Source organism: Paenibacillus sp. FSL K6-1558, assembly GCF_038002565.1.
Lineage (GTDB): Bacteria > Bacillota > Bacilli > Paenibacillales > Paenibacillaceae > Paenibacillus > Paenibacillus polysaccharolyticus.
In genome coordinates this window covers 5,436,397-5,461,229 of record NZ_JBBOCV010000001.1, presented here as the reverse complement: position 1 = coordinate 5,461,229, position 24,833 = coordinate 5,436,397, and the positions used below count along the sequence as shown (strand labels likewise).

Below are 24,833 nucleotides of genomic sequence, written 5' to 3'. Positions count from 1 at the left end.
GTTTAATCCAAGTCCCTCCGCAGCAGCAGTTGAGGAACCGCATGATCCGGATGGGACACCATCGCAGGTTTAACGCGAAAAATCTCTTGAATCTGCTCTCCCGTCATTAAACTGTGAGGTGTTCCCTCTCCCACTACCTTCCCCTCACGCAAAGCCAAAATACGATCGCAGAACAACGCAGCCAGATTGAGATCATGCAACACCGCTACAATCGTGATGCTGCTCTTCTTCTGCCATGCCGCTAACAACTCCATAAACTGCAATTGATATTTGATATCGAGAAACGTCGTTGGTTCGTCCAGCAATAATAATCGCGGCTCCTGTGCCATGACCTTGGCTAGGGCCACACGCTGCCGTTGTCCGCCGCTTAGGGAATCCAGAGGTCGATCTGCCAGTTCCGTGAGTCCCAGCTCTTCAAGCACTCTGTCCACCACATGGGCTCCCTCTCCCGATTCACGGCCTAGCCAGTTCTGGTAAGGATAACGCCCCATTTCGACAACATCTCGAACCGGATAGGAGATTGCGGGTAAGCCATCCTGCTGCAAAACGGCAATCATCCGTGACAATTGCTTGCGACTATATGATCGGATATCACGACCAGCAATGCTGATCTGGCCTTCACTTAACGATTCCGTTCCTGCAATAAGCTGGAGTAGTGTTGATTTCCCGCTTCCATTTGGGCCAACGACACCCCACCAATCTCCTTCTGTGATCTGCCAATCGGTAGGATGCAGGGCATGATGATCACCGTATGTTTTGCCCGCCCGGACAACAGTTACTAGAGAAGCGGCAGCATAATTTTTGTCGGTCGTCACGGCATCATCCCCTTCTGCAGCTTTTTGTTCCGATGCAGCAAATAGGCGAAAAACGGAGCGCCGACAAAAGCAGTCACGACGCCTAGCGGTATTTCAGTCGGTGCCAGCAAGGAGCGAGCTATGGTGTCTGCCCATACCATAAAAATCGCACCGCCAATCGCAGACAAAGGTACCAGCAAGCGATAGTCCGGCCCCACCAGCAATCGCAAAATATGCGGAATTACCAAGCCAACAAATCCGATGACTCCCGAAACCGAAACAGCTCCTGCCGTTAGCAATGTGCCTACAGCCAGCACAGATAACTTGAGCCTGTCCACACCAACACCAATATGCGCTGCCTGACGTTCACCCAGTGCCAAGACGTTCAGCGAACGTGCCCGACTCCATAGAAAAATCAGTCCAAGCAGAAAATACGGGAAAAGGATGGTCGTATACGACCACCCGCGCAGTGCCAGACTTCCCATCGTCCAGTATATAATTTCATTGATTGTCTGCTTCGACATGGTCGATAGGAAGGAAACGACTGCCCCCAAGAAACTTTGCATGACCACACCTGCCAGAATGAGGCTATGCGTTGGTATTTTACGTCCTTCACGAGCCAGCGACAGCACGAACCATAACGTGACTACCCCGGTCAAAAAAGCAACCAGCGGCAGTGTCCAAATACCAATGATAGCGTACTGCAAACCAAAGAATATCAGGAACGCCGCCCCCATCGAAGCACCAGAGGAAACCCCCAGTGTGAATGGATCAGCCAGAGGATTGCGTAATACACCTTGAAACCCCGCCCCTGCAATTGCTAGTGAAGCACCTACGAGCATCGCAAGCAAGACACGCGGGAAACGCACCTTCCATATGATTTGTTCGGCGGCCTTGTTCCAATCAGATGTAATCCAGTCGCCCACCCATGGCAATTTGTGAACGAGAATACCAGCGATGTCCCGGATGGGCAACGCCACTGAACCGATGCCCGTGCAGACGAGCACGGTAAGCACCAGCAGCGCCATGCCCATCGTTCCGAACAGGATCAGCTTTCTGCTCATTTGAACAGGTCAGGATAGATCGCTTTGGCAACATCTTTCAACCCTTGAGTTACGCGCGGTCCTGGACGGCTCAGCAAGTTGGCATCCAGCCCAATCACGGCATTGTTTTTCACCGCCCTAATTTGATCCCAGCCGCTACGTGCCTTGATGATCTGATCCAGCGTCTTGTTGTCCTCAACTACGTCATTGGCGTACAAGATAACATCCGGGTTAGAGGCAATGACATTTTCCTCGTTAATTTGGTACCAACTCTCTTTGTCGGCAGCAATATTGGTAGCCCCGGCTACGTTGATCAGTTCGTCCATGAACTCACCTTTACCAACCGTCCAGCCTGGGGAGAACTCGATGTATACTTTTTTCTTCTCTTCCGGTTTTACGGCTTTTACCGCTTCTGTTACATCTGTTACATCTTTCTTCATCTGCGTGACAAGCTTCTGAGCTTGCTCTTGATGATCGGTGATTTTACCGAAGGTTTCGATATTGTTTATTACATCGTCGATGGATTTAGGATCCGTTTTGAAAATGGTAATGCCCAGTTCACGCAGCTTCTTCACCGCATCCTCACTCATAGAAATGCCAGTGAACACGATGTCCGCATCTGCTGCAATAATGGACTCCTCGTTTGGCTTGGTGACACCGCCCATTTTCGTTTTGGTTTTTGCCGCTTCCGGGTAATCGTCATAGTCGGATACGCCAATAATCTCATTATCCAGTCCGAGGGCAAACAGCGACTCCGTTTCAGCTGGAGATACCGAGACGATTTTGGTGGGTGCTTTTTCAAAAGTGAAAGACTCACCCGTTGCATCTGTAACGGTCAGTGGGTATTGAGTTTTCAGATCCGTTTGCGTTTGTTCCTGCGACTGTTCCTGTGCAGGTTGCTGTGAGCTGCCCGCACCTTCTTTTGTTGCGGTATTACCGCATCCAGCCAGCGCCAGTGCCAGCATTGCTGCACTCAACAGTGATGTGAGTGCTTTCCAGTTCTTAATCATTGATTTAAACTCCCCTTCTCTATCTGTACTATTGTTGTTGCTTATTACCTCACTCTTATTGCTCTACCCCATCTTGGTGTTCAGATGAAAGGAAATGCAGACGTGTACACGTTTAACGGAGAGTGCAGAACCAATTTGGAGAAACGAAGTGTTCGCTTGAAAGCTTTCTGAAAGAAAGCTACATCGAAAGCATACGCTTATCACCGGATTTTTCCCTTTGAAAAGGAATCAAAAAATCTGGGGATAACAGCGATCGGAAAATGGTACTGCAATCGGAGTGGCCTCGTGTAACATAGTACTTTTCAACACATCGTGTACAACAAGAAAAATCCCTTATCCTTAAAACAAGGATCAGGGATGACGTCTCGCATACGGCAATCTGTACATGTAACAGCGGCTAGCTGTCCATGCGCACAGAATGGCCCGAAACGTTGTCCTTTCCTCGAAGGAACACCGGCTTGTACGTCCAGGGCTGGTAATCTGACTTACAGGATGGCTCCTGTTTCACAGTGGCGGGACCGTGCCGGATTTGCACCAGCTTCCCCATTTTACCCTTGTGCGCATGATAACTTGTCCTTGTTCTTCATGAACAACGGATTGGCACGCGGGACCCTTGGTCGCTAAAGATGGTTAATTCAGATCAAACATTGTCGCAGTGCTCTTCGCACGAATCACGTCAGTTCAGGCGTCTCAGCCCATCATACCCAATATGTCCGTCCGAGTCACACTTCTGTTGTGATTATAGGGTATATTGCAGCACCTTACAACCCGATGTACGGAAAATCCACTCGTCTGCCAAGCCAGTGATCCCCCTGCTTTTCAAGATCAACCTGAATAGCCTGTCCAGGGATGACATGTGTATCCCAAAACCCGACGCCATGGATGAGCCGAGACATCATATAACGGATGACACCGCCATGCGTCACAATAAGTGTCTTGTGTGAATTTTCGTGTGAATGCTCCGACCAGATCTGTTCGTACAGAAAAGAATCCACTCGTTCCGCAAAAGTCTTCCACGCTTCTCCTTCAGGCGGAGTTACCTTATGTGGATCATCAATCCAGTCCCGGTACAAGAGATTATCCTTCAATTGCTCATAATTCAGGCCTTCCCATTGTCCGAAATCATTCTCGCGCAGGCGCGAATCAAACTTCGCCTGTTCAATCATCTGCGGTGCAATGTGTGCCAGCGTCTGGCGACAACGAAGCAGGTCACTGCAATACACCGCATCCCATGTAAGCTCGCGACACTGCTCGCGTAGCTGAGCCAGCTCTTCTTGTGCATCAGGCAACAGCCCCATGTCGGTATGCCCCAGATACTTTTTTTCCACATTCCACTGGGTTGTTCCATGACGGATCAATACGATGCTACGCTTGTACGGAGACTGTTTTGATCCAAGCTGTTCTAATTCTTTAATTACCACAATAGCGCACCTCCTGCTAACCACACACCCAAGGTTGCCAAGAAACAAAGGCCCACAAAAGCTCCCGCCGACCAAAACATTAGCCGCGTCGTTCGCACGATATCTTCCGACTCCATCGGCCGCGTAGCCTCGCCCATATAAGCTCGAAATGAAGCAACGCCGTGATACACGTTATGCCCACCCAGCCGAATGCCTAGCGCTCCAGCGACTGCCGACTCGGGAAAACCGCTATTCGGGCTGGGATGTAACCTCGCATCCCGGGCAACCATACGCGCTGCGCCTTTGGCATCCAGTTTTAGCACCCATGCACCTACAATTAACAGCAGAGCGGTCACGCGAGCGGGAATCCAGTTAGCCCAGTCATCAAGCCGTGCGGAGGCCCACCCGAGATGCAGATATTTATCATTTTTATATCCAACCATGGAATCCAGCGTATTGACGGCACGGTAGGCCATAGCCAGCGGAGCACCACCAATAAGTGCATAGAATAGCGGCGACACAATGGCATCCACAATGTTTTCCGCAACGGTCTCCACCGTTCCCCGAACCACTTCCGGCTCATCCAGATGTGCCGTATCACGTCCCACAATCATACCGAGTGAACGCCTGGCTCCAGGCCAATCCTGCTCTTTCAGATGGCGGTACACTTCCATGCCTGCATCACGCAACCCTTTGGAAGCAATCGTTGTTGCAATCAGAATAATTTCGGCTGCAGCCGCAAAGATCGGATGAATCAGACCCAGCAGAAGGAGCAGACCCCATGTGACAGCAAAAGAACCTCCTGCAATCAAGATCGGGAACCAGATCCCCGCTTTTTTCAGCCCGTTATCTGTATGTACACGTGCCCGAATAACACGCTCCAGTGCCGAGATGCCTTTCCCCATGCCGATAACGGGATGCGGAATCCAGCGCGGATCTCCGATGCACCGGTCTAATATGTATGCAAGAATGATGATCCAAGCTCCAGACATGCCAATCCAGAACGTTGATGTCCATAGATGCTCCAATTCAAATGTCATTACTGTGTCCGTTCCTTTCTTTCCATTGCAATCCGGCCTGAAGGCTTTCTGTCACCGTGTCATATACCAGTCTGCCGATAACCGCTCCCAATGCAGTAGCCGTGCCCGCATATGAGTGAAGCGGCTGGCTATCATCTGCAGAAATCTGACGTACAGCAAATACAATGGCATCAGTTGTTGTACCTGTGGCAGGAAGTCCGTTCTCCGAATCGGCAATACCTGCATCGGCAAGGGCAGCGGCCTTGGCCTCCACGGCCGTCTGAACCGCATTAACCATCGCTCCAGGGGTCATCTGTCCGTTGAACCACAGCATGATATTAATCGTACCAGGGATATATGGAATTCTGTTTTGTTTTTTCCCACGGACATCAAACACGGTTCTATCGGAACCTGCTCGTGCTGCATTGGATACGCCTGCAGTCGTACAGCACAACAGTCCAAAATCCGAACTCGTATACTCCTGAATAGAGGTATGCTCCAATCTGACCGCAGTTAACAATCCGGCACACTGATCGGCTTGCTCTTGCCATTCATACAGCGCCTCTGCGATATCACGGGGTGGATCATCACATCGGTAGTGTTTGTCCACATAGATGTTAAAGACGCGGTTTAATTCAAGCATCCCGCCGCCATATACAGCGCTGGAAAGTGCGAGAGCAGGTTGTGGGCTCTGAGCTTTAACATGCCGTTCATGGGCAGCGATGTACAGACCCGGCCAGGAAGAGGACACGTAGATATTCTCGTCTCTATTTCCATCTGTAAAATAGTTATAAAACGGGAGTGTCACAACCGCTTCCCTCCCTTTATTTTTTCAAAATGTTGCGTATGCCCCTGCTGAATCCCCTGATCGACAGATGCCATATCCACGTCCTGATCCCCGCTTTGTTCAAGCACACTTCCGAGCACGTCAAGCAACCTGTCGTTGGCTTCAGCACCTTTGACCGCAAAACGTACATGTCCTGCCTCAAGCCCCGGATACATGGCACAGCTACGAATCAGAATACCCCGCCGCCCCAAAGCTTCCTGCATAGAAGCTGCCGTCCAAGGCTCTGGCACACGCACCAAAATGAAATTGGCTTCACCAGACGTTACGCTACACCCATACGACTCCAGTGCCTGGATTAAACGTGTCCGTTCAATCGTAATCTGCGATATCGTGTCCAGCTCGAACCGTTCCCCGCTACGCAGACAGGCTTCTCCTGCAATAAGAGCCAGTCCGTTGACACTCCAGGTGACTTGTTTCTCCGTCATCGCCTGTATGTACTTCGAATGACCTATAGCATATCCGAGACGCAAGCCCGGAATCGCATAAAACTTCGTCATCGAACGGATGATGATCACATGCGGATATTGATTCAGATCAGGAGCAAGTGACTGTCGCAGAGCCGGTGGAATAAAATCGATAAACGCTTCATCAATAACGAGCACGGTACCCGTCTTTTCGGCTTTCCGTGCTAACCTATGCAGTGTCTCCACCGGATATTGTACACCGTTTGGGTTGTTTGGCTGTCCAAGAAAGAGCAGGTCTACCTTTTCCATCAACTGTTCGATATGTTCAGCTGGCGCTTTCCAATTCAGCTCTTCAAGGCCTTCTGTATGCAAAGAATCCGCACCGAATTGCCGTGCCAAAGCGCGATATTCCGAGAAACCCGGTTCCACTGTTCCAACCTTGCGCGGAGCAAGTGCCAGCAGGATCAATGCCATACTTTCAGCCGCACCATTCCCTACGGAAATTTGCTCTTGTGTTACTCCCAAACGTTCACCCAGAAGCGCTTTGAATCCCCGATGGCCCGGGTCAGGGTAACGAAGCACCGAATGCAGACCTTGCTGTAATGCTTCCAAAACCTCTTTGGGAGGGCCTAAAGGGTTGATATTAGCGCTATAATCCAGAAAATCCGCTGCATTGCCTCCAAACCTCGAAGCTGCGGTCTCCACATCTCCACCATGTCCGAACACTTCGATATAACTGGTCATTCTTCCGTCATCCTCTCTGTATCTTCTTTTTATTATGAATGGCGTACGTGGGATGGGTCAATCCTGTATTCCTTCTCCATTCATCTGGTTGTCATGAGTCGGGCCCAAATCCGCCTTTATCTACTTGTTTTCTTTGTGTCCCAACGACAATTCGTTTACAATAGAAGAGGAATTTCAGAAACTTCAGTTTTCTGATTCTTTTGTACGAGTATCACTACATAAGGGGCTACGCGCCTCTCACATACATTAATGGAGGAATGACCATGCTGTTTGTAGATAACCAGGGCATTACAGATCCTTCTGTAAACCTCGCGATTGAGGAGTACATTTTGAAACATCTGCCGATGGAGGATGACAGCTACCTGTTGTTTTACATCAACCGTCCGTCAATCATCATTGGCAAACACCAAAATACGATTGAAGAGATTAATATCGAATACGTTCAGGATAACGGTGTGCAGGTGGTACGTCGTCTTTCCGGGGGCGGGGCGGTGTATCACGATCTGGGCAACCTGAACTTCAGTTTTATTACCGCGGATGACGGTCAGTCCTTCCATAACTTCCGCAAATTCACCCAGCCTGTAGTTGAAGCGCTGCACGAACTTGGCGTCAATGCCGAGTTGACTGGGCGCAATGATCTGCAAGTCGGCGAAAAGAAAATTTCGGGCAACGCCCAATTCGCTACCCGCGGACGCATGTTCAGTCACGGCACGCTGATGTTTGATCTGAATCTGGAGCACGTTCAGGCATCTCTGAACGTCAATCCCGAGAAATTCAAATCCAAGAGCACCAAGTCGGTACGCAGCCGCGTTGCCAACATTCGTGATCTGATTGACACCAATCTGACGATTGAAGAGTTCCGTGATGAGTTGCTTCGTCACATTTTCCGCATGGAGCCGCAGGACGTTCCTCAGTACAAGCTGACCGAGAAGGACTGGGATAAGATTAAAGAAATCTCGGCGGAGCGTTATAACAATTGGGACTGGAACTATGGTCTGTCACCGGAAAGCAATGTGAAGCATACCCGCAAATTCCCGGTGGGCATCATCGATCTGCGCATGAACATCAAGGATGGGCGTATCGAAGATATTAAAATCTTCGGCGATTTCTTCGGTGTTGGCGATGTAGCGGATATCGAGGACATGTTACGCGGCAAGCGTTATGACGAGACTGAAGTGCGTTCAGCCCTGGAAGGTCTGGATGTGAAGCATTACTTCGGCAACCTGGAGCTGGAAGACTTTATCGGTCTTGTTTTCCTGGAAGAGTAAATAAAGAAGGAAATACGACATTTAGATGGGTACAGGTTGTTTGAACGAATTTTCGATGACACATCTAACGGAAAAGGCAGAACTATTCGTTTACAAAATAACGGAGAAGACAGAAAAAACCTGGAGAAGTGAAGCGTTCACCTAAAAGCTTTCTGCAAGAAAGCTACATCGGAAGCATATGCTTATCACCGGATTTTCTCCCTTCTAAAAGGGATTCAAAAAATCTGGGGATAACAGCGATCGGAAGGTTATTCTGTCTTCGGAGTGTTCGTGTAAATCATCGGTGGTTCTGCGTTTGGAGTGACTCGTGTAATCTATTTATTTCGTTCAATGAAATAGACACAGATAAAAAAGGAGAGAAACATCATATGACTTACAAACTCATTGCCATCGACATCGATGACACCCTGATTAACGACAACAAGGAAGTTACGCCCGCTACGCAAACGGCTTTGGAGCAAGCGGTAACACACGGAGTAGTAGTAACCCTCGCAACAGGACGCGCTTACGCTTCCGCACAGGCACTTGCACGCCAAACCAAGCTGAACGTCCCGATCATTACGTATCAGGGGGCTTTGGTGAAAAACCTGCTGGATGAAAAAGTGCTCTACGAGCGCTATGTACCGCAAGAAGCTTCCCGCAAACTGTTTGATTATTGCCTCGAGAAAAATCTGCACCTGCAAACGTATATTGATGACAAACTCTATGCTCGTGAGGAAAATCAGAAACTGCTCGATTATGCCAAACTAAACGGCACGCAATATTACATCGAGTCTGACTTCATCAAAGTCATTGAACAACCAACACCAAAACTGCTCATTATTGATGAGCCGGATTATTTGGACCAAGTCGCTGTAGAGCTTCGTGAACTGCTGGGATCTGAAGTGCACATCACCAAATCCAAGCCGTATTTCCTGGAAATTATGCATAAAGAAGGTACTAAAGGCCACGCACTGACGTTCCTGGCTGACCATTTCGGTCACGAGCTTAGTGAGTGCATCGCCATCGGTGACTCCTGGAACGATCACGAGATGTTGGAAGTCGCCGGTCTTGGTGTAGCGATGGGCAATGCCATCCCTGCGTTGAAAGAATTAGCAGACTACATTACGGCGAGCAACAACGAAGACGGTGTTAAAGAGGTTATCGAGAAGTTTGTACTGAACGCGGAATAAACCAAAGTTCTTATAAAAAACAGCCCGGATACCACAATAATTTGTGGTTCCGGGCTTTCTTGTTTCTAGTTTTATTTTTTATTTTTGGCCAGCAATACTGCAGTTAAAAAAGAAATCTGTAACGACACAGTAATCCCAACCGAGACCATGATATTCGTTGAATCGGATATATGAACGAAAAATAAAACAAGAATAAATACCAGGATAGAAAGAACCACACTGGTTACGAAATTCAGGAAGACTTTTCTCATCATTTCACACGACTCCTCAAAGTAAGAACTCTTACTATCATACTATAGAAGAGATTCATCCGGTATTCTAGGAGCCTTGCACAATCACCTTCGTACGTCTCCCTTTCTTCAACCAGCTACTCACCTTCTCATTCATGGTTAACAGCCCCGAGATAACCAAAACGACACCGACCCATGTCACCCAGCTGACATGCTCTCCGTACACGATCGCACCGAGCCCAACGGCAATTGGTGGCGATATGTATAACCAGGTTGCCGGGAACAACGGATTAGTGCGTGACATAATCCAATAGAACAGACTGTGCCCGACCATTGAACCGATGACCGTCAGATAGATCACAGACGACACGGCCGGTAGCACATCCAGTGCCGACATATTCCAGGATTCCGTCAGTGCAGAGAGGATAAATAACAGCACACCGCCATACATCATCTGCACCGCATTAATGGCAACAGGATTCATCTCACTGAATTGATGAATGACTTTTTTGGAATATAACGTACCTGCGGAATAACAGACTTCCCCCACCAGTACCGCGATGCATCCCCACAAAAATAAAGAACCTGCACCAAGCGATACGCCTGGCAAAACGACTAGTACAACGCCTGTAAATCCGATCAGGCAGCCAACCACCATGCGGGCAGAGGTTTTCTGCCGCAATAATGCCGTTTGCATGAGCATAATCATCAGCGGTCCTGTTGCCGATAGAATAGCTCCTACACCGGAACTGACATGTTGCTCCGCCCAATATAACGTAGCAAAGGTCGCAAATGTTAGACCTGCACCTGTAATCAGCATTTCTTTGCGGAATAACAGGGACAAGTTCACTTTCCCCTTCATCCACATCCATGTAAACATTAAAGCTCCCGCAATCACAAACCGCAGTCCAGCAGATAGAAAAGGCGGCATGCCTGCCTCCACTCCAATTTTAATCGCCAGAAACGTTGTTCCAAAAACGAGACACATTACGGTAAATGCAATCCCTACCATGTTAACCACTCCTTTATCTGTTCTCCATCATAGCTCATAGTCTATAGAACAGAATGAACAAAATAGAACAGTTATCTCTCATTAACTGTTACAATGGAGATCAAAAGGAGCGTGGGTCGGGTGAGCAGAACGGTAATGATGGCAGACAACAGCATGAAACGGTACGAGCAAGTTATCCACTATCTCATGGTACGGATTGAGGCTGGGGAGTGGGTTGAACAGGAAAAACTGCCTTCGGTACGAAGCTTGTCCGAACTGCTCGGCGTGCACCGGCTAACGGTTTTCAAAGCGTATCAGGAGTTAAAACAACGTGGGATCGTCTATGTTAGAGACAAATCTGGTTATTACGTCAGTCCAGCCAAACCACTATCCGATACAGATCAGGGAGATGATCCCTCCGTGTCGGCCTGGCTCTATTGGGACACACTTGATCGGGTCCAATCACTGGAAGCGGAATATCAGTTTTCCAAATCATTAATCGATCCTGCACTACTACCCAACCGATATTGGGGCGAATTGATGCGTGATCTGTTAGATCAATATCCTCGTCTACTCGGTACGTACTCAACGATCCAAGGCGATCTAGAGCTTCGTACCAGTCTGGCCAGCCATTTGACGGCAAAAGAACGCTTCTACCTGTCCTCTGACGAAGTACTGATTACATCCGGTGCTCAACAGGCGATTGATGTCATCTCCCGTGCACTGGTCAAGCCCGGAGATCGGGTACTGATTGAGCGACCAACTTACGGCCCTGCCATGGAAATTTTCCGCAAACAGGGTGCACGGCTTGTTTTTACCGATATCCATCCCGAAGGGTATGATCTGGAGCAGATTGAGCATCTGATGAAAACAGAGAAGCCACGCCTCTTTTATATGACACCGACGTTCCAAAACCCAACAGGCATCAGCATATCTGTAGAGCAACGCAAACAGTTACCTGAACTGGCTGAACAATATGGCTGTTTCCTGGTGGAGGATGACAGCACATACGATATCTATTTTAAAGAAAAACCGCCTGCGCCAATCTTCACTTATGATACTTCTGGACATACACTGTACATCCGCAGCTACAGCAAATATGTTGTTCCGGGTCTGCGAATCGCAGCCATTATGTGCCGTTCACATCTCATGGCAGGACTCCAGGCGATTAAAGCCCTGACAGATAACGGATCACCACTACTGAATCAGAAGCTGTTTCTTCGTTATTTCCAGTCGGATCGTATGCACCAGCATCTGTCCAAACTTCGAACTGCGCTTCAACTTCGAATGGAAGTGATGGAGCAGTGTCTGCTGGAGACAGACTGGACATGGACACGCCCCGAGGGCGGTCTGAACATCTGGGCCGAGCTTCCCGAGGGGATCGACACAGGCAGGTTGTTACACCAAAGCATGGAGCACTCCATTGCTTTTGTGCCTGGCACCGTGTTTGATCCCTCACACGCATCAGGTAGCCGCAAACTCCGTCTCTCCTTCTCCTACGCCCGTGAACAGCAGATTCGGGAAGGCATGGACAGACTGATCACTTTAGCGGCGAGAAGTTAAAACGAAACTTCGTTTGGGATCGATGAAGAGAACTAATAAGAGCAACAAAGACTCGAAGGAGTACCAGAATTCAGGCTGGATAAGAAAGTTTGAAGAATGGATTGAGCGTGGATTGAACCTCAGCAGCAAGTCTTAGAAGTGTGCAGAATTCTGATGTACCCACTGACATTGGGTCAACGAAAGCTCAGAGAGTCAACGAAAATGGGGAAAGTTGTCTAAGGCTTAGGTCAGACAACTTTTTGTCTATCATCAAAATGGCTGTTTCCTCTGTGGGCACATCGATGTCCACTTCATGCCAACGCTAACGATCACCAGAAACCTTATTTAGGCGTTTTTCACAACCTAAAAAATGTAACGATCACCAGTGACCTTATTTCAATGGAAACATGTGATTTTCACCCATTTTCCATCGAAATAACTAACATAGCACCTCCTGAGATCGTTACATTCTTAAATCACCTGAAATGGAGCAAATAGGCTCATCTGTGATCGTTAGCGCCCGCTTCGAGTCCCTAAAGCCAATCCGCTCACAGATCTTTTCTCTCAAATAACCGGATCGTGACGACATACGAAACAAAAAACAAGGTCACTATGGCTATGGCAATCCCCACGATAATGGGTGTTGTGATCAGCCCATCTTTACCCGCAACATCAAGAATAAACGCAGTCGGTTGAGCAAGAACAATTAAACAAACGAAGAAAACCGTATTAATAATGCCTGCTCCCTTTTTACTAAGTGCATAGAAAAGTGGCATATAAATTGATACCAGTATTAATACCAACCCCATAGAAATAAGGATATCCAACAGGGAATATTGTGGTTTGTTGAGTTCAGGATAGTTCAGGTTAACAATTTTGTGAATGCCGTAGGACACAAGCACTCCAAACAGGGAATAGAGAATGGAAGACAGGTACTTCGCTTGCACGATCTGTTTGCGACTGACCGGAAGCGTAACTAAAAAGTTATGATTATGATTTTTGATGTCCACCATCGTTGCTAGCATAATCGAGCCAAAAGCCGTATAAATCCCTACGAGATACATGGACATTTCCATCTTCGGGATAAACGCCCAGCTGAAAATCACCACATACAGAGCAATAATCCACAACGAACTTCTCAGTGCAATAAAGTCTTTGCGAAGCAGATTAAGCATGTTGACGTCCCCCTTTTGCCGTGAAATAAATCAAGTCTTCCAGCGCGGGCCTATGCAAAAGAGCCTCACTGCCGAACATACGCTGTGCCTCCGCTTTGTTGTCCGATAACGCTTCAAAACCAATCGATGTTTCACGTATGCCCACGAATTGACGCCGGGTATCGGCATCCAGCAGATCCAAATCCCCTTTCACTATAGTGTAGCGCTCAAGCACATCGTCCTTGGCCTCATTAAAAATCAGCTTGCCTTGATTAACAAAAGCGATATAGTCCGCGATCCGCTCCAGATCCGTCGTAATATGTGTCGAGAAAATGATGGATTTGGCCTCGTCCTGTATCATGCCGGCCAGTAGATCAAGCAGCTCTCTCCGAAAAACCGGGTCAAGACCGGATGTTGGTTCATCCATGACAAGCAGATCGGCATCATGAGACAAGGCAACCGCAAGCGAGAATTTGATCTTCATGCCTTTGGATAAATCCTGGATTTTCTTTTTTGGAGACAATTCGAATTGTTCCAAATAACTCTTGAATACGGCATGGTCCCAGCGACTGTAAAAAGGAGCGATTAACCTTGACATCTCCCTGATGGTCAAATGTTCATAATAAAAGCATTCATCGGACACAATACCGAGCCGCTGCTTGACAGCCACATCACCGCTCGGATTCTCACTGCCCAGCGTTCGCAATGTCCCCTGATCTGGATGGATGAGTCCGGTAATCATTCGGATTAATGTACTTTTTCCGGCTCCGTTTGGGCCAATGAGCCCTGTGATAAATCCCTGTTTCACATCCGTGGATATGTTATCCACCTTAAATAACGGATACTCTTTCGTAACATTCCGCAATTCTATCGCATTCATCTTGCCTATTCCTCCTCTAACAGCAAAGTAAGATGATGAATCAAATCCTGTGCGCTCATGCCCAGTTCCTTGCTCTCCTGAATAACCTCAAGCATCTTCGCTTCTAACTGTTTCATACGTCTCTCCCGGATAAAATCCTGATTTGCGCCGGATACAAAACTTCCCTTGCCAACCACGGAATCAATCAGTTGCTCTTTTTCCAGTTCTTCATATACACGTTTCGTCGTAATGACGCTGACTTGCAAATCCTTCGCAAGTTGACGGATGGAAGGCAGGTGATCTCCTGCTGCCAGTTCCCCGTTCAGAATGCTCTGCCGAATCTGGGATAAAATCTGGATATAGATGGGATCGCTTGATGCATTGGATATCCGTATATTCATGTTCGTTCCTTCACCTCATTGCCATTGTTTCATATAAATAACCAGGCATAGTGTATATATATAATATACACACTATACCTGGTTAAGGTCAACCTATTTTTATCCATTTTTCTTCTCTCCATCAGAAAATACAAAAAAAGAACGACAGTCCGCTGTCGTCCAAATCTTTACATTCGTTGTTTCGATTATATTTGTTTTCTGTTCCACTCGCTTCTTCAGTTTCATTTACGGTGACACTTACGCACCTGTAACAACCTTATCTACCAATCCATATTCCACGGCTTCAGTTGCCGTCAGGAAATAATCTCGGTCCGAGTCTTTTTCAATGCGTTCCAGCGGCTGGCCTGTATGGTCTGCAAGTAACTGATTCAGACGCTGGCGGTGCTGGATAATCCGGTTTGCATGTATCAGCATATCGGATGCCTGCCCGCGTGTACCTCCATGCGGCTGATGAATCATAATCTCGCTGTTCGGTAACGCCATTCGTTTCCCCTTGGTGCCGCCCACCAGCAAAATCGTACCAAAACTCGCCGCCATACCGGTACAGATCGTCGAAATATCCGGCTTCACAAACTGCATCGTATCATAAATCGAGAAACCCGCTGTCACAGATCCCCCCGGACTATTGATATACATTTGAATATCCTTATCCGGGTCTTCTGCACTCAAAAACAACAATTGAGCCACGATAGCATTGGCCATCTGATCCTCAATCTCTCCCGACACCATAATGATGCGGTCTTTCAACAAGCGTGAATAAATATCATAACTCCGCTCGCCGCGAGCGGTCTGTTCTACTACGTAAGGTACAACGTTCATATATGTCGCCTCCTTATATTAGGCAGCCATGATGACCGTATATCCACCTCCATAAGGCATCGAAATCGTGCTCGAAGTGGCATAACCGTACATCAATGGCTGCATCGCTTGAGACGGCAGAGTCTGCTGCAAAATCGTACCCGCTACAGCCATCGGATCGTCCGTGCGATTCAGGCACAGATCAATTAGACGTGCGGTATCCCCTTGGCGGAAAGCCATCAGATAACTGCGGAGCTGCTCTTGCTCCAGATCAGCGGGCTCTTCCATCGTCGCCTGTTCCAATGCAGCATCCATCCCTGCTTCCTCGAATTTATGCCTGATCTTACTTAAAGCTGTGCGGGCACGGTTTAATGCTGCTTTTACGGCACCTTCGGTTGTACGCAGCATCTCGGCAGTCTCTGCCGCCTTATATCCCATGATTTCACGTAAAATATAGATTGCTCGTTGCCATGGTGGCAAGGTGTGAACTAACAGCTGCACCGCAGTCTCCAGCTCTTCAAATGATTCTTCTTCCGTACATTCGGACATCACAGGTTTCATCTCCGCGAGAATAGATCGAAGCTTCTCCTGCTTACGAATTCCATCAATCCATGTATTGCGTGCAATCCGAATCAGATAAGCTTCCCAATTAAAAGACGCGTCTGATCTTTCGGAAGCTTGCACCACCTCTGACGATAATCCCTTGAGACAGGTTTCCTGTACGAGATCCTCTGTCTCTGTCACTGATTTGGTCAATGACAAGCAATATGCATAGAGTGAAGCCATTAGGTCAGGCAATATATCGTGCAACATGGGATGCGAAATACGTTTCCCATCAGCATCCTTTGTACAATCCATATCATATCTCTGATTCGTTGTAGTAATCTGATTTATTGGACTAGCTTGATTCATTTGATTGGTAATTCCGCCATCTCCAACATGATCCGTCTTGTAATTACGCGTGTTGCTCCATTCATGCTCAAGTCTGTTGACTTCGCAATCTGCGGACTTCACAAAGGCCATCTCGGGGGCCCCCCTTTGTTTGTTCCTGATTAAGTGTTTCATTATGTAAACGAAGAACCTCCTGAAAAGGATACGCTCTTCTGAATTTATTTTTTACAACAAAATCTATTCCTCAATCTCAAATTCTCCAATTTCAATGCCGAATCCTGATTTCACATCGACATCGAATCTTAGCCCAGCGTCACCGTCATGCCTGTTCGTGCTATGGTAATGCCCTGATCCAGTTTATAGTCCTGCCTTACATCTACATCATGGGACATATGTGTAAAATAAGTGTATCCCGGCTTCAGCTCTCGCAAAAGCTCCTGCGCCTCCTGCATATCGTACACCGAACGCGTTGAAAACTCCGCCAGCTCATGCACAAAACTTGTGCCCAATACCAGTAGATCCAGTCCATACAACAGTTCCTTCTCGTCTTCCTTCAAATCTATAGCATCCGAACAGTAAGCCCAAGCATACCCCCTACGTTCCAATCGATAAGCGTACGAAAATCCATTGTGTCCGTGACACACTTTCCAGGAGCGAATCGTCCATCCACCGAGTTCAATCCCGTTATCCGTTTCCATAAAATCCATGTGACGAGCGAGCCACGGAAATTGTCCCTGTATCGTAACGATTACCTCACGCGGGGCATACAGCTTACCCTTCACGCCTAGCCAGCGGCACGCATCCGCCCATTCCGGCAGGCCGCCAATATGATCAAAATGCGCATGTGTAATCAGCAACGTATGCACCATACGCATTCCCTGATCTTCCATCTGAGAACGCCAGTCCGGCCCGCAGTCGATCATAAACATCCCGTCTTCAGGCTGATCTTCCACGTGACTACCATCATGAATCATGATCGATGAACGTTTTCGTCGATTTTCTCCTGTCTGCCTCGCCTCTGCACATACCTCACAACTACAATACACCCTTGGGACACCCATGGCGTCGCCTGTGCCCAGAAATGTGAGCTGATTCATTCCGCATTCCCCTCTCGCTCCCTGAAGCCGATTCAGCTCAGATGTGATGTCTCTTCCTTCGTAATCAACAAAGTTGTGCCACAAATATTTTATGTAAATTGTAATCCCCTACCTCCGCTTTTGCAAAAAAAAGACTCCCCCACTCACAGCTCATCACAGCTGGCCGGGAAAGTCTGTCGTCTGACCGGGCTGGAGAAACCCAGCCTCAGACATGATGATTCCATATGCGTCCGCTCACACCAGCGCACGCAGTTTCAACGTCAGTTCACGGCCAGCAGGAACCTCTAAGGCATCCGTGATGACCCAGTTCCATGCCAGACGTTGCTCTAGCACCTCAGCCTGTTCTGCAGTCAACTGCAAACCGTTGATGATGCCCTCACCCACCGTGAAATCCTTCTCTGCTTGCAGATTAAATGCTTTTTCCAGCCAGATGCCCAGGCCGCCACGTGTATTAAACGTAATTCGATACCCGTTCCGTACAGCCCCTTCCAAGTTCTCACCATGCTCGTCCGCATAGGAGAAAAACGTATCGTACCGATAATGCTCTTCGGATACGCTATCAAATGCCGGTACATCCTTGGCTTGAATCGCTTTTAATATATCCGCTTCTGGCATGCCCTTGCCGCGGGCCTGCTCCAGCCGAATCGCTGTGCTTTGGGACAATTTGATCTCTGTACTCATTACGGTCACACCTCTCTGCAATTACGATTATGCCAACATGTGTATTAGTATACTTCCTATTATAACCTTTTCGTAGTAAAAAACCTCCATCTCGGCATGCCGTAAAATGAAGGTTCACATTCCTGTATAAGTTGAATTAATCTCTCTTACACGGAACACTCCGATGACAGAATAACCTTCCAATCGCTGTTATCCCCAGATTTTTTTAGATTCCCTTTTCCAAAGGGGAAAATCCGGTGATAAAGGCGAGCGCTACGCTTTTCCAGGTTTTTTCTGTCCTCTCCGTTATTGTGTAAATAAATAGTTCAACTTATATAGTTCATTGTTCAATGGGCTACAGTCCTGCCAGCACCTGATACCATACGCCGCGTTTGGAATACAGTGTCTTCCGCACCTCATCCCATCCACCCAGATAGTTGATATCAAACAGTCCCGCTGGTGTCGGGAACGATTCTTTCGTCTCGGCAAATACGTCCGGGTCTACCGAGCGGAAGCCGTGTTTCGCAAAAATACGCTGCGCTTCAGGTGTCCGCAAGTATGCGATAAAGGCTTCCGCCAGCTCCCGATTGCCATGTTTGTCAGCGTATTTATCCACCACCACTGCAGGATTTTCAATGAGTATCGTATTTTTCGGCACCACGATATCATAGTCTACACCCTTTGCGATTCGAGCGAGCAATTCATTCTCGTATGTTACGATGACGTCCCCTACACCGTATTCAAATGCCGCCATCGAGGAACGGCCACTCTTGTCAAGGGATTCAACGTTCTGGTGCACCTCTTCCAGAAATGCTTTGGCTGCGGCAGGGTCTTTCTTGCCCTCTTTCTCCTCCGACAGCTTCAATCCTGCACCGTAAATAGCATTAATATCCCACTGTGCACCGCCGGATGTTTTCGGGTTAGGATACAACACCTTCACGCCAGGCTTGGTTAAATCCTGAAAATCTTTAATCCCCAGTGGATTGCCTGCTCGTGTACCTAAAACAACAATCGAACGGGTAATCATGCCCTCATTCGGAGTTTGTTTCCAATCCGTAGTGACCAGCTTGGCCTTCACCAGTTTATCGATGTCACTTTCCATCGCCAGCAAGGCTACATCCGCTTCGAACCCGCCGACGATCGCTCTAGCTTGAGTTCCTGAGGCTTCATAAGACTCTTGAAAATTAATACTCTGTCCCGTTTTGGCTTTCCATTCTGCCTGGAACTTGGGCAACAGTTCACCTACCGCATCCTTCGCTACGCTATATGCACCAATAACCAGTGTGTTCGAAGAATCCCCACTCGAAACCCCGGCTGGCTGCCCTGGCTCCTGCTTGCTACATCCGGCAGTCACACAGACGAGCACAAGCATCAGGATCACGTATAAAGGTATAAATTTCTTATTGTTTTGGCTCGTCTGCATGGCCGCTCCTTCTTTCATTTCTGCTTTATTCTTAACATAACAGGCTCTAGATCATGACAGGCATCGGATCTTCTTTCAGTCGGTTCTCAACAACCCAGCTCTCCGAGTCGTTGAACAAATAGGCGCGGTGCACAAGCACACGAATCGTTTGCCCGATCTCCAGTGTCGTTTTCTCCAATGAGCGATAGGTGATGAGCTTATGTCCCTCCACCTCAACTTCAACCATCCATTCACTACCGCGGAAGTGAAGATGTTTCACAATCCCTTTTTCCGTTGCAGACAACATCGTGAACTCGTTTTTGAGTCCAATCTCGATATACTCCGGTCTGATCAGTGCGCGCGTATTGCCACCATGCACAGCATGTTCGAAACCTTTCAGCTGAGAGGCATCCTCCACCACCGTAGACTCCCCAATAAAAGTCGCCACGAATGGGGTCTGCGGATTTTTATAAATATCCCAAGGGGTACCCTTTTGCTCCAAACGACCTTGGCTGATAATCATAATCTCATCTGCTACTTCAATGGCTTCATCCTGATCGTGAGTAACAAAGATGGACGTGATGCCTACCCGCTCGATCAACTCACGCAGCCATGAACGAAGCTCTTGACGGATCTTTGCATCAATGGCTGCAAACGGTTCGTCCAGAAGCAGTAACTGTGGCTCAGGCGCAAGCGCTCTGGCAAAGGCCACACGTTGACGCTGTCCACCTGACAACTGGTGCGGATAACGCTGTTCGAAACCTTTCAGCCCAGTCAGCTCAACGAGTTCCATCACGCGATCACGAATCTGGGCTTTGGGTGTCTTTTTCACCTTGAGACCAAACGCAATATTATCAAAAACACTCATATGTTTGAACAACGCATAGTTCTGAAATACAAATCCAATGCCTCGCTCTTGAGGCGGCAGATGATTCACGACTTTTCCGTGGAAGCGGATCTCGCCCGACCCTGGGCTTTCAAGCCCTGCGAGCATACGCAGAATCGACGTTTTCCCGCCTCCGCTGGGGCCGAGCAAACCGATCAGATGTCCTTTGGCAATATCGAACGAGACATCTTTTACCGCATGAAAATCACCAAAGTGTTTGTTCAGATCACGAACTTCTACATGCATCTTAATGCACTTCCTTTCGCTTCTTGGCCCATTCCATCAGGAGCAGCAGTCCTACGGAGAAGGTTACCAGCACCAATGCCACACCGTTTGCGGCTGACACGTTGAAATTCTCTACATCCTGATACACCAGTGTTGTTGCTGTCTGCGTTTTATTCATAATGTTACCGGATACGACCAATACCGCCCCGAATTCTCCCAGTGAACGCGCTACCGTCAGAACTAGACCATAGACCACTGCCCAGCGGATGGAAGGCCAGGTAACACTCCAAAACGTTCTCCAGCCATAGGCTCCAAGTGTGGAAGCCGCCTCTTCCTGCTGCGAACCTAGCTCTTGCAGGACGGGCATAACTTCCCTTACCATCAACGGGAACGTAACGAACAACGTGGCAATAACCATCCCTGGAAAAGCGTACACCACATTAAATCCGATGCCCTCAAAAAATCCTCCCATGATGCTGTTTGGTCCAAGCAACAAAACAATCATCAAACCGCCAATAACCGGCGATACCGCATAAGGTAAATCGACAATGCTGTTAAGCAGTCCTTTCACCCGTTCACTCAGCCATCCTGCGCGGACCAGATAAATCGCCATCATGATGCCAAACAGTGTATTTAACAGGGTAACCACCAGAACGACCAACCCTGTCATCATCAGTGCGTGAAGCGCCTCAGGACGCATAATACCTTTAACAAAGCCGCCTGCACCATCCTCAAACGCGCCAATCAGAATCCGTCCGAGAGGAATGATCAACAGCAATGTGAACACTACAAACGTAAGTCCGATTAAGAGTCTTCTCATCTTCTTCTCCCCCGCATCTGTACGAGATTGATCAGCCAGAGGATCAGGAAGGAGAGTGTTAGAAGCAATACGGATACTGCGGCCGCTCCTGTCGGGTTATCACTTTCAATCTCACCATAGATAAAAACAGAAGCGGTTAGTGTTCTGCCCGGAATATTACCGGCAACCAGTACAACTGCGCCAAATTCAGCAAGCGCCCTGGAAAAAGCCAACATTCCGCCGCTAATCATGCCAGGAGCAATAGATGGAAGAATGACCTGCATGAATGTACGTGCCTTGGAAGCACCCATCGTGTACGAAGCCTCTTCCTCGGAAGGATCGATCTCTTCCAGCAAAGGCTGCACTGCCCGGATGACAAAAGGAAAGGTAACAAAGGTCATCGCAATTACAATTGCAGGCTGATGAAATACAATTTCAAACCCCATGGATTCAGCCAGTTTCCCGACAGCACTGATCGGGCCGAGCAACAGCATAATCATCAGACCGCCTACAGCTGTCGGCAACGCAAAAGGCAAATCGACGAGACTGTTAAGAAAGGATCTGCCAACGAATCGATATCTGGTTAACACCCAGGCAATCATGGTTCCTAAGACCACATTAATTATAGCGGCGACCACGGCCAGACGTACCGTTAATAGCACCGCCTTCCATGCGATCGGGTCCATGATGCTCTCAGCAAAATTGCTCCATCCTTCAGAAAAGGAATTGGCGTACACACCGATGATTGGAAGTACAATGAGCACGATGAAATATAACAATACGGTACTGCGAAAACCCCAAGTCCATCCCTTGTGACGAAGAACGGTGTTCATTACTGTGTTCCCTCCCAGCCTCCGGCTTTAACTCCGGTCGGCAGTCTACCTGACTTCATACGACATTTTCCTGAGTTGGATAAGTTTACTTTATTATTATTCCCATTAGTCTACTTGGTTTTTGCTTATCTGATACTTTACCAGTTTGCAGTGCTGATCGTCAATGCTTTTATTCGAACTATTTGATGCCTCGAATACACAAATTTCCCCATTTTTAATAAACGATTTCAGTACATTACATTGGCGAAATTCCGTTCAATGTAATCAAACATTTGTGTAGCCTTCATCCTTGTATACATCCTTTTATAAATCGTTTATTTCTACCTGTAGAATCAATGAGTTTTGTTGATCTTCAGGTGGTTAAGTTACTATCTGAGGAGTTAAAATTGAGGAGAGCCATTACAACGACAAGGAGGAAAGACATGTTATACACACAAAATATATCAACATTTGCAAGAGATGAAATGAAGGATATCACACGGGAAGTCAAACAAGTTGTGCAAAGCAGCGGCGTGCAGAATGGCACCGTACTCATTTATTGTCCACATACAACAGCTGGCATTGCTATTAATGAAAATGCCGACCCTGATGTTAAACATGATGTCTTGTTACGTCTCGATGAGGTGTACCCATGGGAGCACCCTCAGTATCGTCATGCCGAGGGCAATACGGCCTCTCACCTCAAATCAATAACTACCGGTCCATCACAGACTGTCATCCTTCATGAAGGCAGACTACTTCTCGGACGCTGGCAAGGAGTCTATTTTTGCGAATTTGATGGACCGCGTAACCGGGAGTATTTTATTAAAATTATGGAAGGTTAAGTTCCATCTCCAAAAAAGACAAACACAAACAGGCGCTCCACCCTGTACCGGGGTTAGGAACGCCTGTCTTCATCTTCAGCGTATGAAAATAATATCTTTCGCATGATAACGTAATAAAGAGTTAATGTTATGATCAATCACCGCCTTGAAGTGTAGGGGCAGGCATAAGCGGCAAATTATTGCACGCCAGGCTGCTGACCCAAGTTACGGCACAATACTTTCACATGAGACAACGCAGAGGATTCGATCTCCGCAAACGTTAAACGATCTTGAATATGATACGATATGAATCCGTGCATAGCCAGAAACAAAGTACGCGGCACATGCTGAATATCTTCTTCGGCACAGCCCTCTTCCTTCATATACTGCCTGATAATCGACGCAAACAGTTCGAAACAACGTCCCTGCTCCGTACGACAATAGGACAACAACTCCTCGTCCCGAATCATAAACATAATCTCGTATTGATATGGATTTTCCAGACCAAATCGAATAAACTCCATCAAAATATGCTCCACTTTGTTCACGCCGCCTGCAACCGGCCTGACCATGGCTTGCAACAGTAGATGTCCCAGATGGTTGAAATCCTCCACCACGATCGCATAGAACAATTCTGCTTTTTCCTTAAAATGATAATACAGCGACCCATGACTATAGCCAAGATGCTGGCCGATGCTTCGCATCGAAATGGCGCGGTATCCTTTGGTAATAAAAAGATGCCTCGCCGCCTCCAGTATCCGCTCCCTCGACAACTCCTGTTCGACTGCTCTTCTAGCCATATATTTTATTCCCCTTCAATAAAATAAAGCCGCTGTCCCTCCGTGATCCGGGATTGCCCTTGCGTCAAATCCGTGATCCAGGCGATAAATGCCTCGGTTTCACTATCCGGCGGAAGACACGTTAACGTAACTTTATCGGTGAAAGCCGTTTCACCTGTACGCACTTCCCGGCCCCTTAACTCATTTTCCACTTTCCCAAGCCACGTATAATCCAGTTCGACAAATACTTCTCGATGCAACACTTTGGTAATGGCTTCACCTGCTTCAATCGCTGCCACAGCACCATCTGTATACGCACGAATAAGTCCACCAGCGCCAAGCATGATTCCCCCGAAGTATCTTGTAACAACAATCGCTACATTCTTTAATTGCTGATTCTTGATCACCTCAAGAATAGGTTTACCCGCTGTACCACTCGGCTCCCCGTCATCGGACTGCTTCTGAATCTCATCCCGCTCGCCAATCATGTACGCCGAGCAGTTATGTGTCGCATTCCAATGCTTTTTCTTGATATCATCAATAAAAGCAATAGCTTCTTCCTCAGTTGAGACCGGCATAATATGACCGATAAACCGTGATTTCTTGATCACAATTTCCAGTTGTCCCGATCCTCGAACCGTTCGATAACGTTCAATCATTTCCAATCCAACTTTCCTTAAATCATCCATTTTACAAGAAAGCAGTTCCCCGCATATTGCGGATGAACTGCCTTGGTTAATGACACCCGGGAAACGATACCCTGCAAAAGCTCGCATTCCCGG

Annotated in this window: 25 protein-coding genes and 1 riboswitch; of the genes, 4 read left to right on the top strand and 21 right to left on the bottom strand. The window is 47.8% G+C overall.

Annotated elements, in window-relative coordinates:
- Nucleotides 1-2 precede the first annotated feature (2 nt).
- From MHI38_RS23515 to cobD, 7 genes are all read right to left on the bottom strand, one after another.
- On the bottom strand, nt 3-815 hold the full coding sequence (locus MHI38_RS23515) for an ATP-binding cassette domain-containing protein (RefSeq protein WP_154890914.1): 813 nt from the start codon (nt 813-815) through the stop codon (nt 3-5).
- Nucleotides 812-1,858 (bottom strand): FecCD family ABC transporter permease, encoded by a 1,047-nt coding sequence (locus MHI38_RS23510; protein WP_253496257.1) that lies wholly within the window; start codon nt 1,856-1,858, stop codon nt 812-814. Before MHI38_RS23510 ends, MHI38_RS23515 begins: the two co-directional genes overlap by 4 nt.
- Nucleotides 1,855-2,847, bottom strand: a complete 993-nt coding sequence (locus MHI38_RS23505; RefSeq protein WP_154890912.1) for an ABC transporter substrate-binding protein — start codon at nt 2,845-2,847, stop codon at nt 1,855-1,857. Before MHI38_RS23505 ends, MHI38_RS23510 begins: the two co-directional genes overlap by 4 nt.
- Before the next feature lie 454 nt (nt 2,848-3,301).
- Nucleotides 3,302-3,418, bottom strand: a riboswitch (cobalamin riboswitch).
- A gap of 190 nt (nt 3,419-3,608) precedes the next feature.
- Entirely contained in the window at nt 3,609-4,268 is a 660-nt protein-coding gene (locus MHI38_RS23500; protein WP_341181758.1) for a histidine phosphatase family protein, read from the bottom strand.
- On the bottom strand, nt 4,262-5,239 hold the full coding sequence (gene cbiB, locus MHI38_RS23495; RefSeq protein WP_341181950.1) for an adenosylcobinamide-phosphate synthase CbiB: 978 nt from the start codon (nt 5,237-5,239) through the stop codon (nt 4,262-4,264). The genes MHI38_RS23500 and cbiB overlap by 7 nt, the downstream gene beginning before the upstream one ends.
- 37 nt (nt 5,240-5,276) lie before the next feature.
- Nucleotides 5,277-6,074 carry an adenosylcobinamide amidohydrolase gene (locus MHI38_RS23490; protein ID WP_154982777.1) on the bottom strand — a complete coding sequence of 266 codons (798 nt, stop codon included), beginning with the start codon at nt 6,072-6,074 and terminating at the stop codon, nt 5,277-5,279.
- Nucleotides 6,071-7,261 carry a threonine-phosphate decarboxylase CobD gene (gene cobD / locus MHI38_RS23485; protein ID WP_154982776.1) on the bottom strand — a complete coding sequence of 397 codons (1,191 nt, stop codon included), beginning with the start codon at nt 7,259-7,261 and terminating at the stop codon, nt 6,071-6,073. Before cobD ends, MHI38_RS23490 begins: the two co-directional genes overlap by 4 nt.
- Before the next feature lie 263 nt (nt 7,262-7,524).
- Between cobD and MHI38_RS23480 the strand changes: the two genes are divergently transcribed.
- A complete protein-coding gene (locus MHI38_RS23480; RefSeq protein WP_090918025.1) occupies nt 7,525-8,529 on the top strand; it encodes a lipoate--protein ligase in 1,005 nt (334 codons plus the stop codon).
- A gap of 368 nt (nt 8,530-8,897) precedes the next feature.
- Nucleotides 8,898-9,701 (top strand): Cof-type HAD-IIB family hydrolase, encoded by an 804-nt coding sequence (locus MHI38_RS23475; RefSeq protein ID WP_154890909.1) that lies wholly within the window; start codon nt 8,898-8,900, stop codon nt 9,699-9,701.
- A gap of 318 nt (nt 9,702-10,019) precedes the next feature.
- Here MHI38_RS23475 and MHI38_RS23470 read toward each other — a convergent pair whose 3' ends face one another.
- On the bottom strand, nt 10,020-10,943 hold the full coding sequence (locus MHI38_RS23470) for a DMT family transporter (RefSeq protein ID WP_154890908.1): 924 nt from the start codon (nt 10,941-10,943) through the stop codon (nt 10,020-10,022).
- Between the two features lie 120 nt (nt 10,944-11,063).
- Between MHI38_RS23470 and MHI38_RS23465 the strand changes: the two genes are divergently transcribed.
- Nucleotides 11,064-12,485, top strand: a complete 1,422-nt coding sequence (locus MHI38_RS23465) for an aminotransferase-like domain-containing protein (protein WP_373323228.1) — start codon at nt 11,064-11,066, stop codon at nt 12,483-12,485.
- Between the two features lie 527 nt (nt 12,486-13,012).
- Here the strand turns inward: MHI38_RS23465 and MHI38_RS23460 are convergent.
- The 11 genes from MHI38_RS23460 to cysT form a co-directional block, all read right to left on the bottom strand.
- Nucleotides 13,013-13,639: an ABC-2 transporter permease gene (locus MHI38_RS23460; protein ID WP_341181757.1), complete on the bottom strand. Its 627-nt coding sequence runs from the start codon at nt 13,637-13,639 to the stop codon at nt 13,013-13,015.
- The gene (locus MHI38_RS23455) at nt 13,632-14,498 is read right to left on the bottom strand and encodes an ABC transporter ATP-binding protein (protein WP_253496278.1); all 867 of its coding nucleotides are present in this window, start codon (nt 14,496-14,498) and stop codon (nt 13,632-13,634) included. Before MHI38_RS23455 ends, MHI38_RS23460 begins: the two co-directional genes overlap by 8 nt.
- Before the next feature lie 5 nt (nt 14,499-14,503).
- Entirely contained in the window at nt 14,504-14,878 is a 375-nt protein-coding gene (locus MHI38_RS23450; protein WP_090918040.1) for a GntR family transcriptional regulator, read from the bottom strand.
- 237 nt (nt 14,879-15,115) lie between these two features.
- The gene (gene clpP / locus MHI38_RS23445) at nt 15,116-15,697 is read right to left on the bottom strand and encodes an ATP-dependent Clp endopeptidase proteolytic subunit ClpP (RefSeq protein WP_090918042.1); all 582 of its coding nucleotides are present in this window, start codon (nt 15,695-15,697) and stop codon (nt 15,116-15,118) included.
- A gap of 18 nt (nt 15,698-15,715) precedes the next feature.
- Entirely contained in the window at nt 15,716-16,699 is a 984-nt protein-coding gene (locus MHI38_RS23440; protein WP_261764417.1) for an RNA polymerase sigma factor, read from the bottom strand.
- A 170-nt stretch (nt 16,700-16,869) separates the two neighbouring features.
- Nucleotides 16,870-17,664 (bottom strand): MBL fold metallo-hydrolase, encoded by a 795-nt coding sequence (locus tag MHI38_RS23435; RefSeq protein WP_154890904.1) that lies wholly within the window; start codon nt 17,662-17,664, stop codon nt 16,870-16,872.
- A gap of 234 nt (nt 17,665-17,898) precedes the next feature.
- Nucleotides 17,899-18,345 carry a hypothetical protein gene (locus MHI38_RS23430; RefSeq protein ID WP_341181756.1) on the bottom strand — a complete coding sequence of 149 codons (447 nt, stop codon included), beginning with the start codon at nt 18,343-18,345 and terminating at the stop codon, nt 17,899-17,901.
- Nucleotides 18,346-18,679: 334 nt separating this feature from the next.
- Nucleotides 18,680-19,747, bottom strand: coding sequence for a sulfate ABC transporter substrate-binding protein (locus MHI38_RS23425; RefSeq protein WP_186809753.1), 1,068 nt, complete (start codon nt 19,745-19,747; stop codon nt 18,680-18,682).
- A 46-nt stretch (nt 19,748-19,793) separates the two neighbouring features.
- Complete coding sequence (locus tag MHI38_RS23420; protein WP_154890902.1) at nt 19,794-20,858, bottom strand: sulfate/molybdate ABC transporter ATP-binding protein; 1,065 nt, start codon at nt 20,856-20,858, stop codon at nt 19,794-19,796.
- Between the two features lies 1 nt (nt 20,859).
- On the bottom strand, nt 20,860-21,657 hold the full coding sequence (locus MHI38_RS23415; protein ID WP_154890901.1) for a sulfate ABC transporter permease subunit: 798 nt from the start codon (nt 21,655-21,657) through the stop codon (nt 20,860-20,862).
- On the bottom strand, nt 21,654-22,469 hold the full coding sequence (gene cysT / locus MHI38_RS23410) for a sulfate ABC transporter permease subunit CysT (protein ID WP_341181755.1): 816 nt from the start codon (nt 22,467-22,469) through the stop codon (nt 21,654-21,656). The genes MHI38_RS23415 and cysT overlap by 4 nt, the downstream gene beginning before the upstream one ends.
- A 422-nt stretch (nt 22,470-22,891) precedes the next feature.
- Here cysT and MHI38_RS23405 point away from each other — a divergent pair, with 422 nt between their 5' ends.
- Nucleotides 22,892-23,293: a secondary thiamine-phosphate synthase enzyme YjbQ gene (locus MHI38_RS23405; RefSeq protein ID WP_154890900.1), complete on the top strand. Its 402-nt coding sequence runs from the start codon at nt 22,892-22,894 to the stop codon at nt 23,291-23,293.
- Nucleotides 23,294-23,469: 176 nt separating this feature from the next.
- Here MHI38_RS23405 and MHI38_RS23400 read toward each other — a convergent pair whose 3' ends face one another.
- Nucleotides 23,470-24,072, bottom strand: a complete 603-nt coding sequence (locus tag MHI38_RS23400; RefSeq protein ID WP_090918057.1) for a TetR/AcrR family transcriptional regulator — start codon at nt 24,070-24,072, stop codon at nt 23,470-23,472.
- Nucleotides 24,073-24,077: 5 nt separating this feature from the next.
- Complete coding sequence (locus tag MHI38_RS23395; RefSeq protein WP_090918449.1) at nt 24,078-24,710, bottom strand: YigZ family protein; 633 nt, start codon at nt 24,708-24,710, stop codon at nt 24,078-24,080.
- Between the last annotated feature and the right edge of the window lie 123 nt (nt 24,711-24,833).

What these genes read in the sequence shown, in the direction of transcription:
- MHI38_RS23395 (WP_090918449.1), bottom strand. Translation starts at nt 24,710, where the DNA reads ATGATTGAACGTTATCGAACGGTTCGAGGATCGGGACAACTGGAAATT.
- MHI38_RS23400 (WP_090918057.1), bottom strand. Translation starts at nt 24,072, where the DNA reads ATGGCTAGAAGAGCAGTCGAACAGGAGTTGTCGAGGGAGCGGATACTG.
- MHI38_RS23460 (WP_341181757.1), bottom strand. Translation starts at nt 13,639, where the DNA reads ATGCTTAATCTGCTTCGCAAAGACTTTATTGCACTGAGAAGTTCGTTG.
- cysT (WP_341181755.1), bottom strand. Translation starts at nt 22,469, where the DNA reads ATGAACACCGTTCTTCGTCACAAGGGATGGACTTGGGGTTTTCGCAGT.
- MHI38_RS23505 (WP_154890912.1), bottom strand. Translation starts at nt 2,847, where the DNA reads ATGATTAAGAACTGGAAAGCACTCACATCACTGTTGAGTGCAGCAATG.
- MHI38_RS23450 (WP_090918040.1), bottom strand. Translation starts at nt 14,878, where the DNA reads ATGAATATACGGATATCCAATGCATCAAGCGATCCCATCTATATCCAG.
- MHI38_RS23475 (WP_154890909.1), top strand. Translation starts at nt 8,898, where the DNA reads ATGACTTACAAACTCATTGCCATCGACATCGATGACACCCTGATTAAC.
- MHI38_RS23510 (WP_253496257.1), bottom strand. Translation starts at nt 1,858, where the DNA reads ATGAGCAGAAAGCTGATCCTGTTCGGAACGATGGGCATGGCGCTGCTG.
- cbiB (WP_341181950.1), bottom strand. Translation starts at nt 5,239, where the DNA reads ATGTCTGGAGCTTGGATCATCATTCTTGCATACATATTAGACCGGTGC.
- MHI38_RS23430 (WP_341181756.1), bottom strand. Translation starts at nt 18,345, where the DNA reads ATGAGTACAGAGATCAAATTGTCCCAAAGCACAGCGATTCGGCTGGAG.
- MHI38_RS23425 (WP_186809753.1), bottom strand. Translation starts at nt 19,747, where the DNA reads ATGCAGACGAGCCAAAACAATAAGAAATTTATACCTTTATACGTGATC.
- MHI38_RS23405 (WP_154890900.1), top strand. Translation starts at nt 22,892, where the DNA reads ATGTTATACACACAAAATATATCAACATTTGCAAGAGATGAAATGAAG.
- MHI38_RS23435 (WP_154890904.1), bottom strand. Translation starts at nt 17,664, where the DNA reads ATGAATCAGCTCACATTTCTGGGCACAGGCGACGCCATGGGTGTCCCA.
- MHI38_RS23420 (WP_154890902.1), bottom strand. Translation starts at nt 20,858, where the DNA reads ATGCATGTAGAAGTTCGTGATCTGAACAAACACTTTGGTGATTTTCAT.
- MHI38_RS23440 (WP_261764417.1), bottom strand. Translation starts at nt 16,699, where the DNA reads ATGGCCTTTGTGAAGTCCGCAGATTGCGAAGTCAACAGACTTGAGCAT.
- MHI38_RS23470 (WP_154890908.1), bottom strand. Translation starts at nt 10,943, where the DNA reads ATGGTAGGGATTGCATTTACCGTAATGTGTCTCGTTTTTGGAACAACG.
- MHI38_RS23415 (WP_154890901.1), bottom strand. Translation starts at nt 21,657, where the DNA reads ATGAGAAGACTCTTAATCGGACTTACGTTTGTAGTGTTCACATTGCTG.
- cobD (WP_154982776.1), bottom strand. Translation starts at nt 7,261, where the DNA reads ATGACCAGTTATATCGAAGTGTTCGGACATGGTGGAGATGTGGAGACC.
- MHI38_RS23480 (WP_090918025.1), top strand. Translation starts at nt 7,525, where the DNA reads ATGCTGTTTGTAGATAACCAGGGCATTACAGATCCTTCTGTAAACCTC.
- MHI38_RS23455 (WP_253496278.1), bottom strand. Translation starts at nt 14,498, where the DNA reads ATGAATGCGATAGAATTGCGGAATGTTACGAAAGAGTATCCGTTATTT.
- clpP (WP_090918042.1), bottom strand. Translation starts at nt 15,697, where the DNA reads ATGAACGTTGTACCTTACGTAGTAGAACAGACCGCTCGCGGCGAGCGG.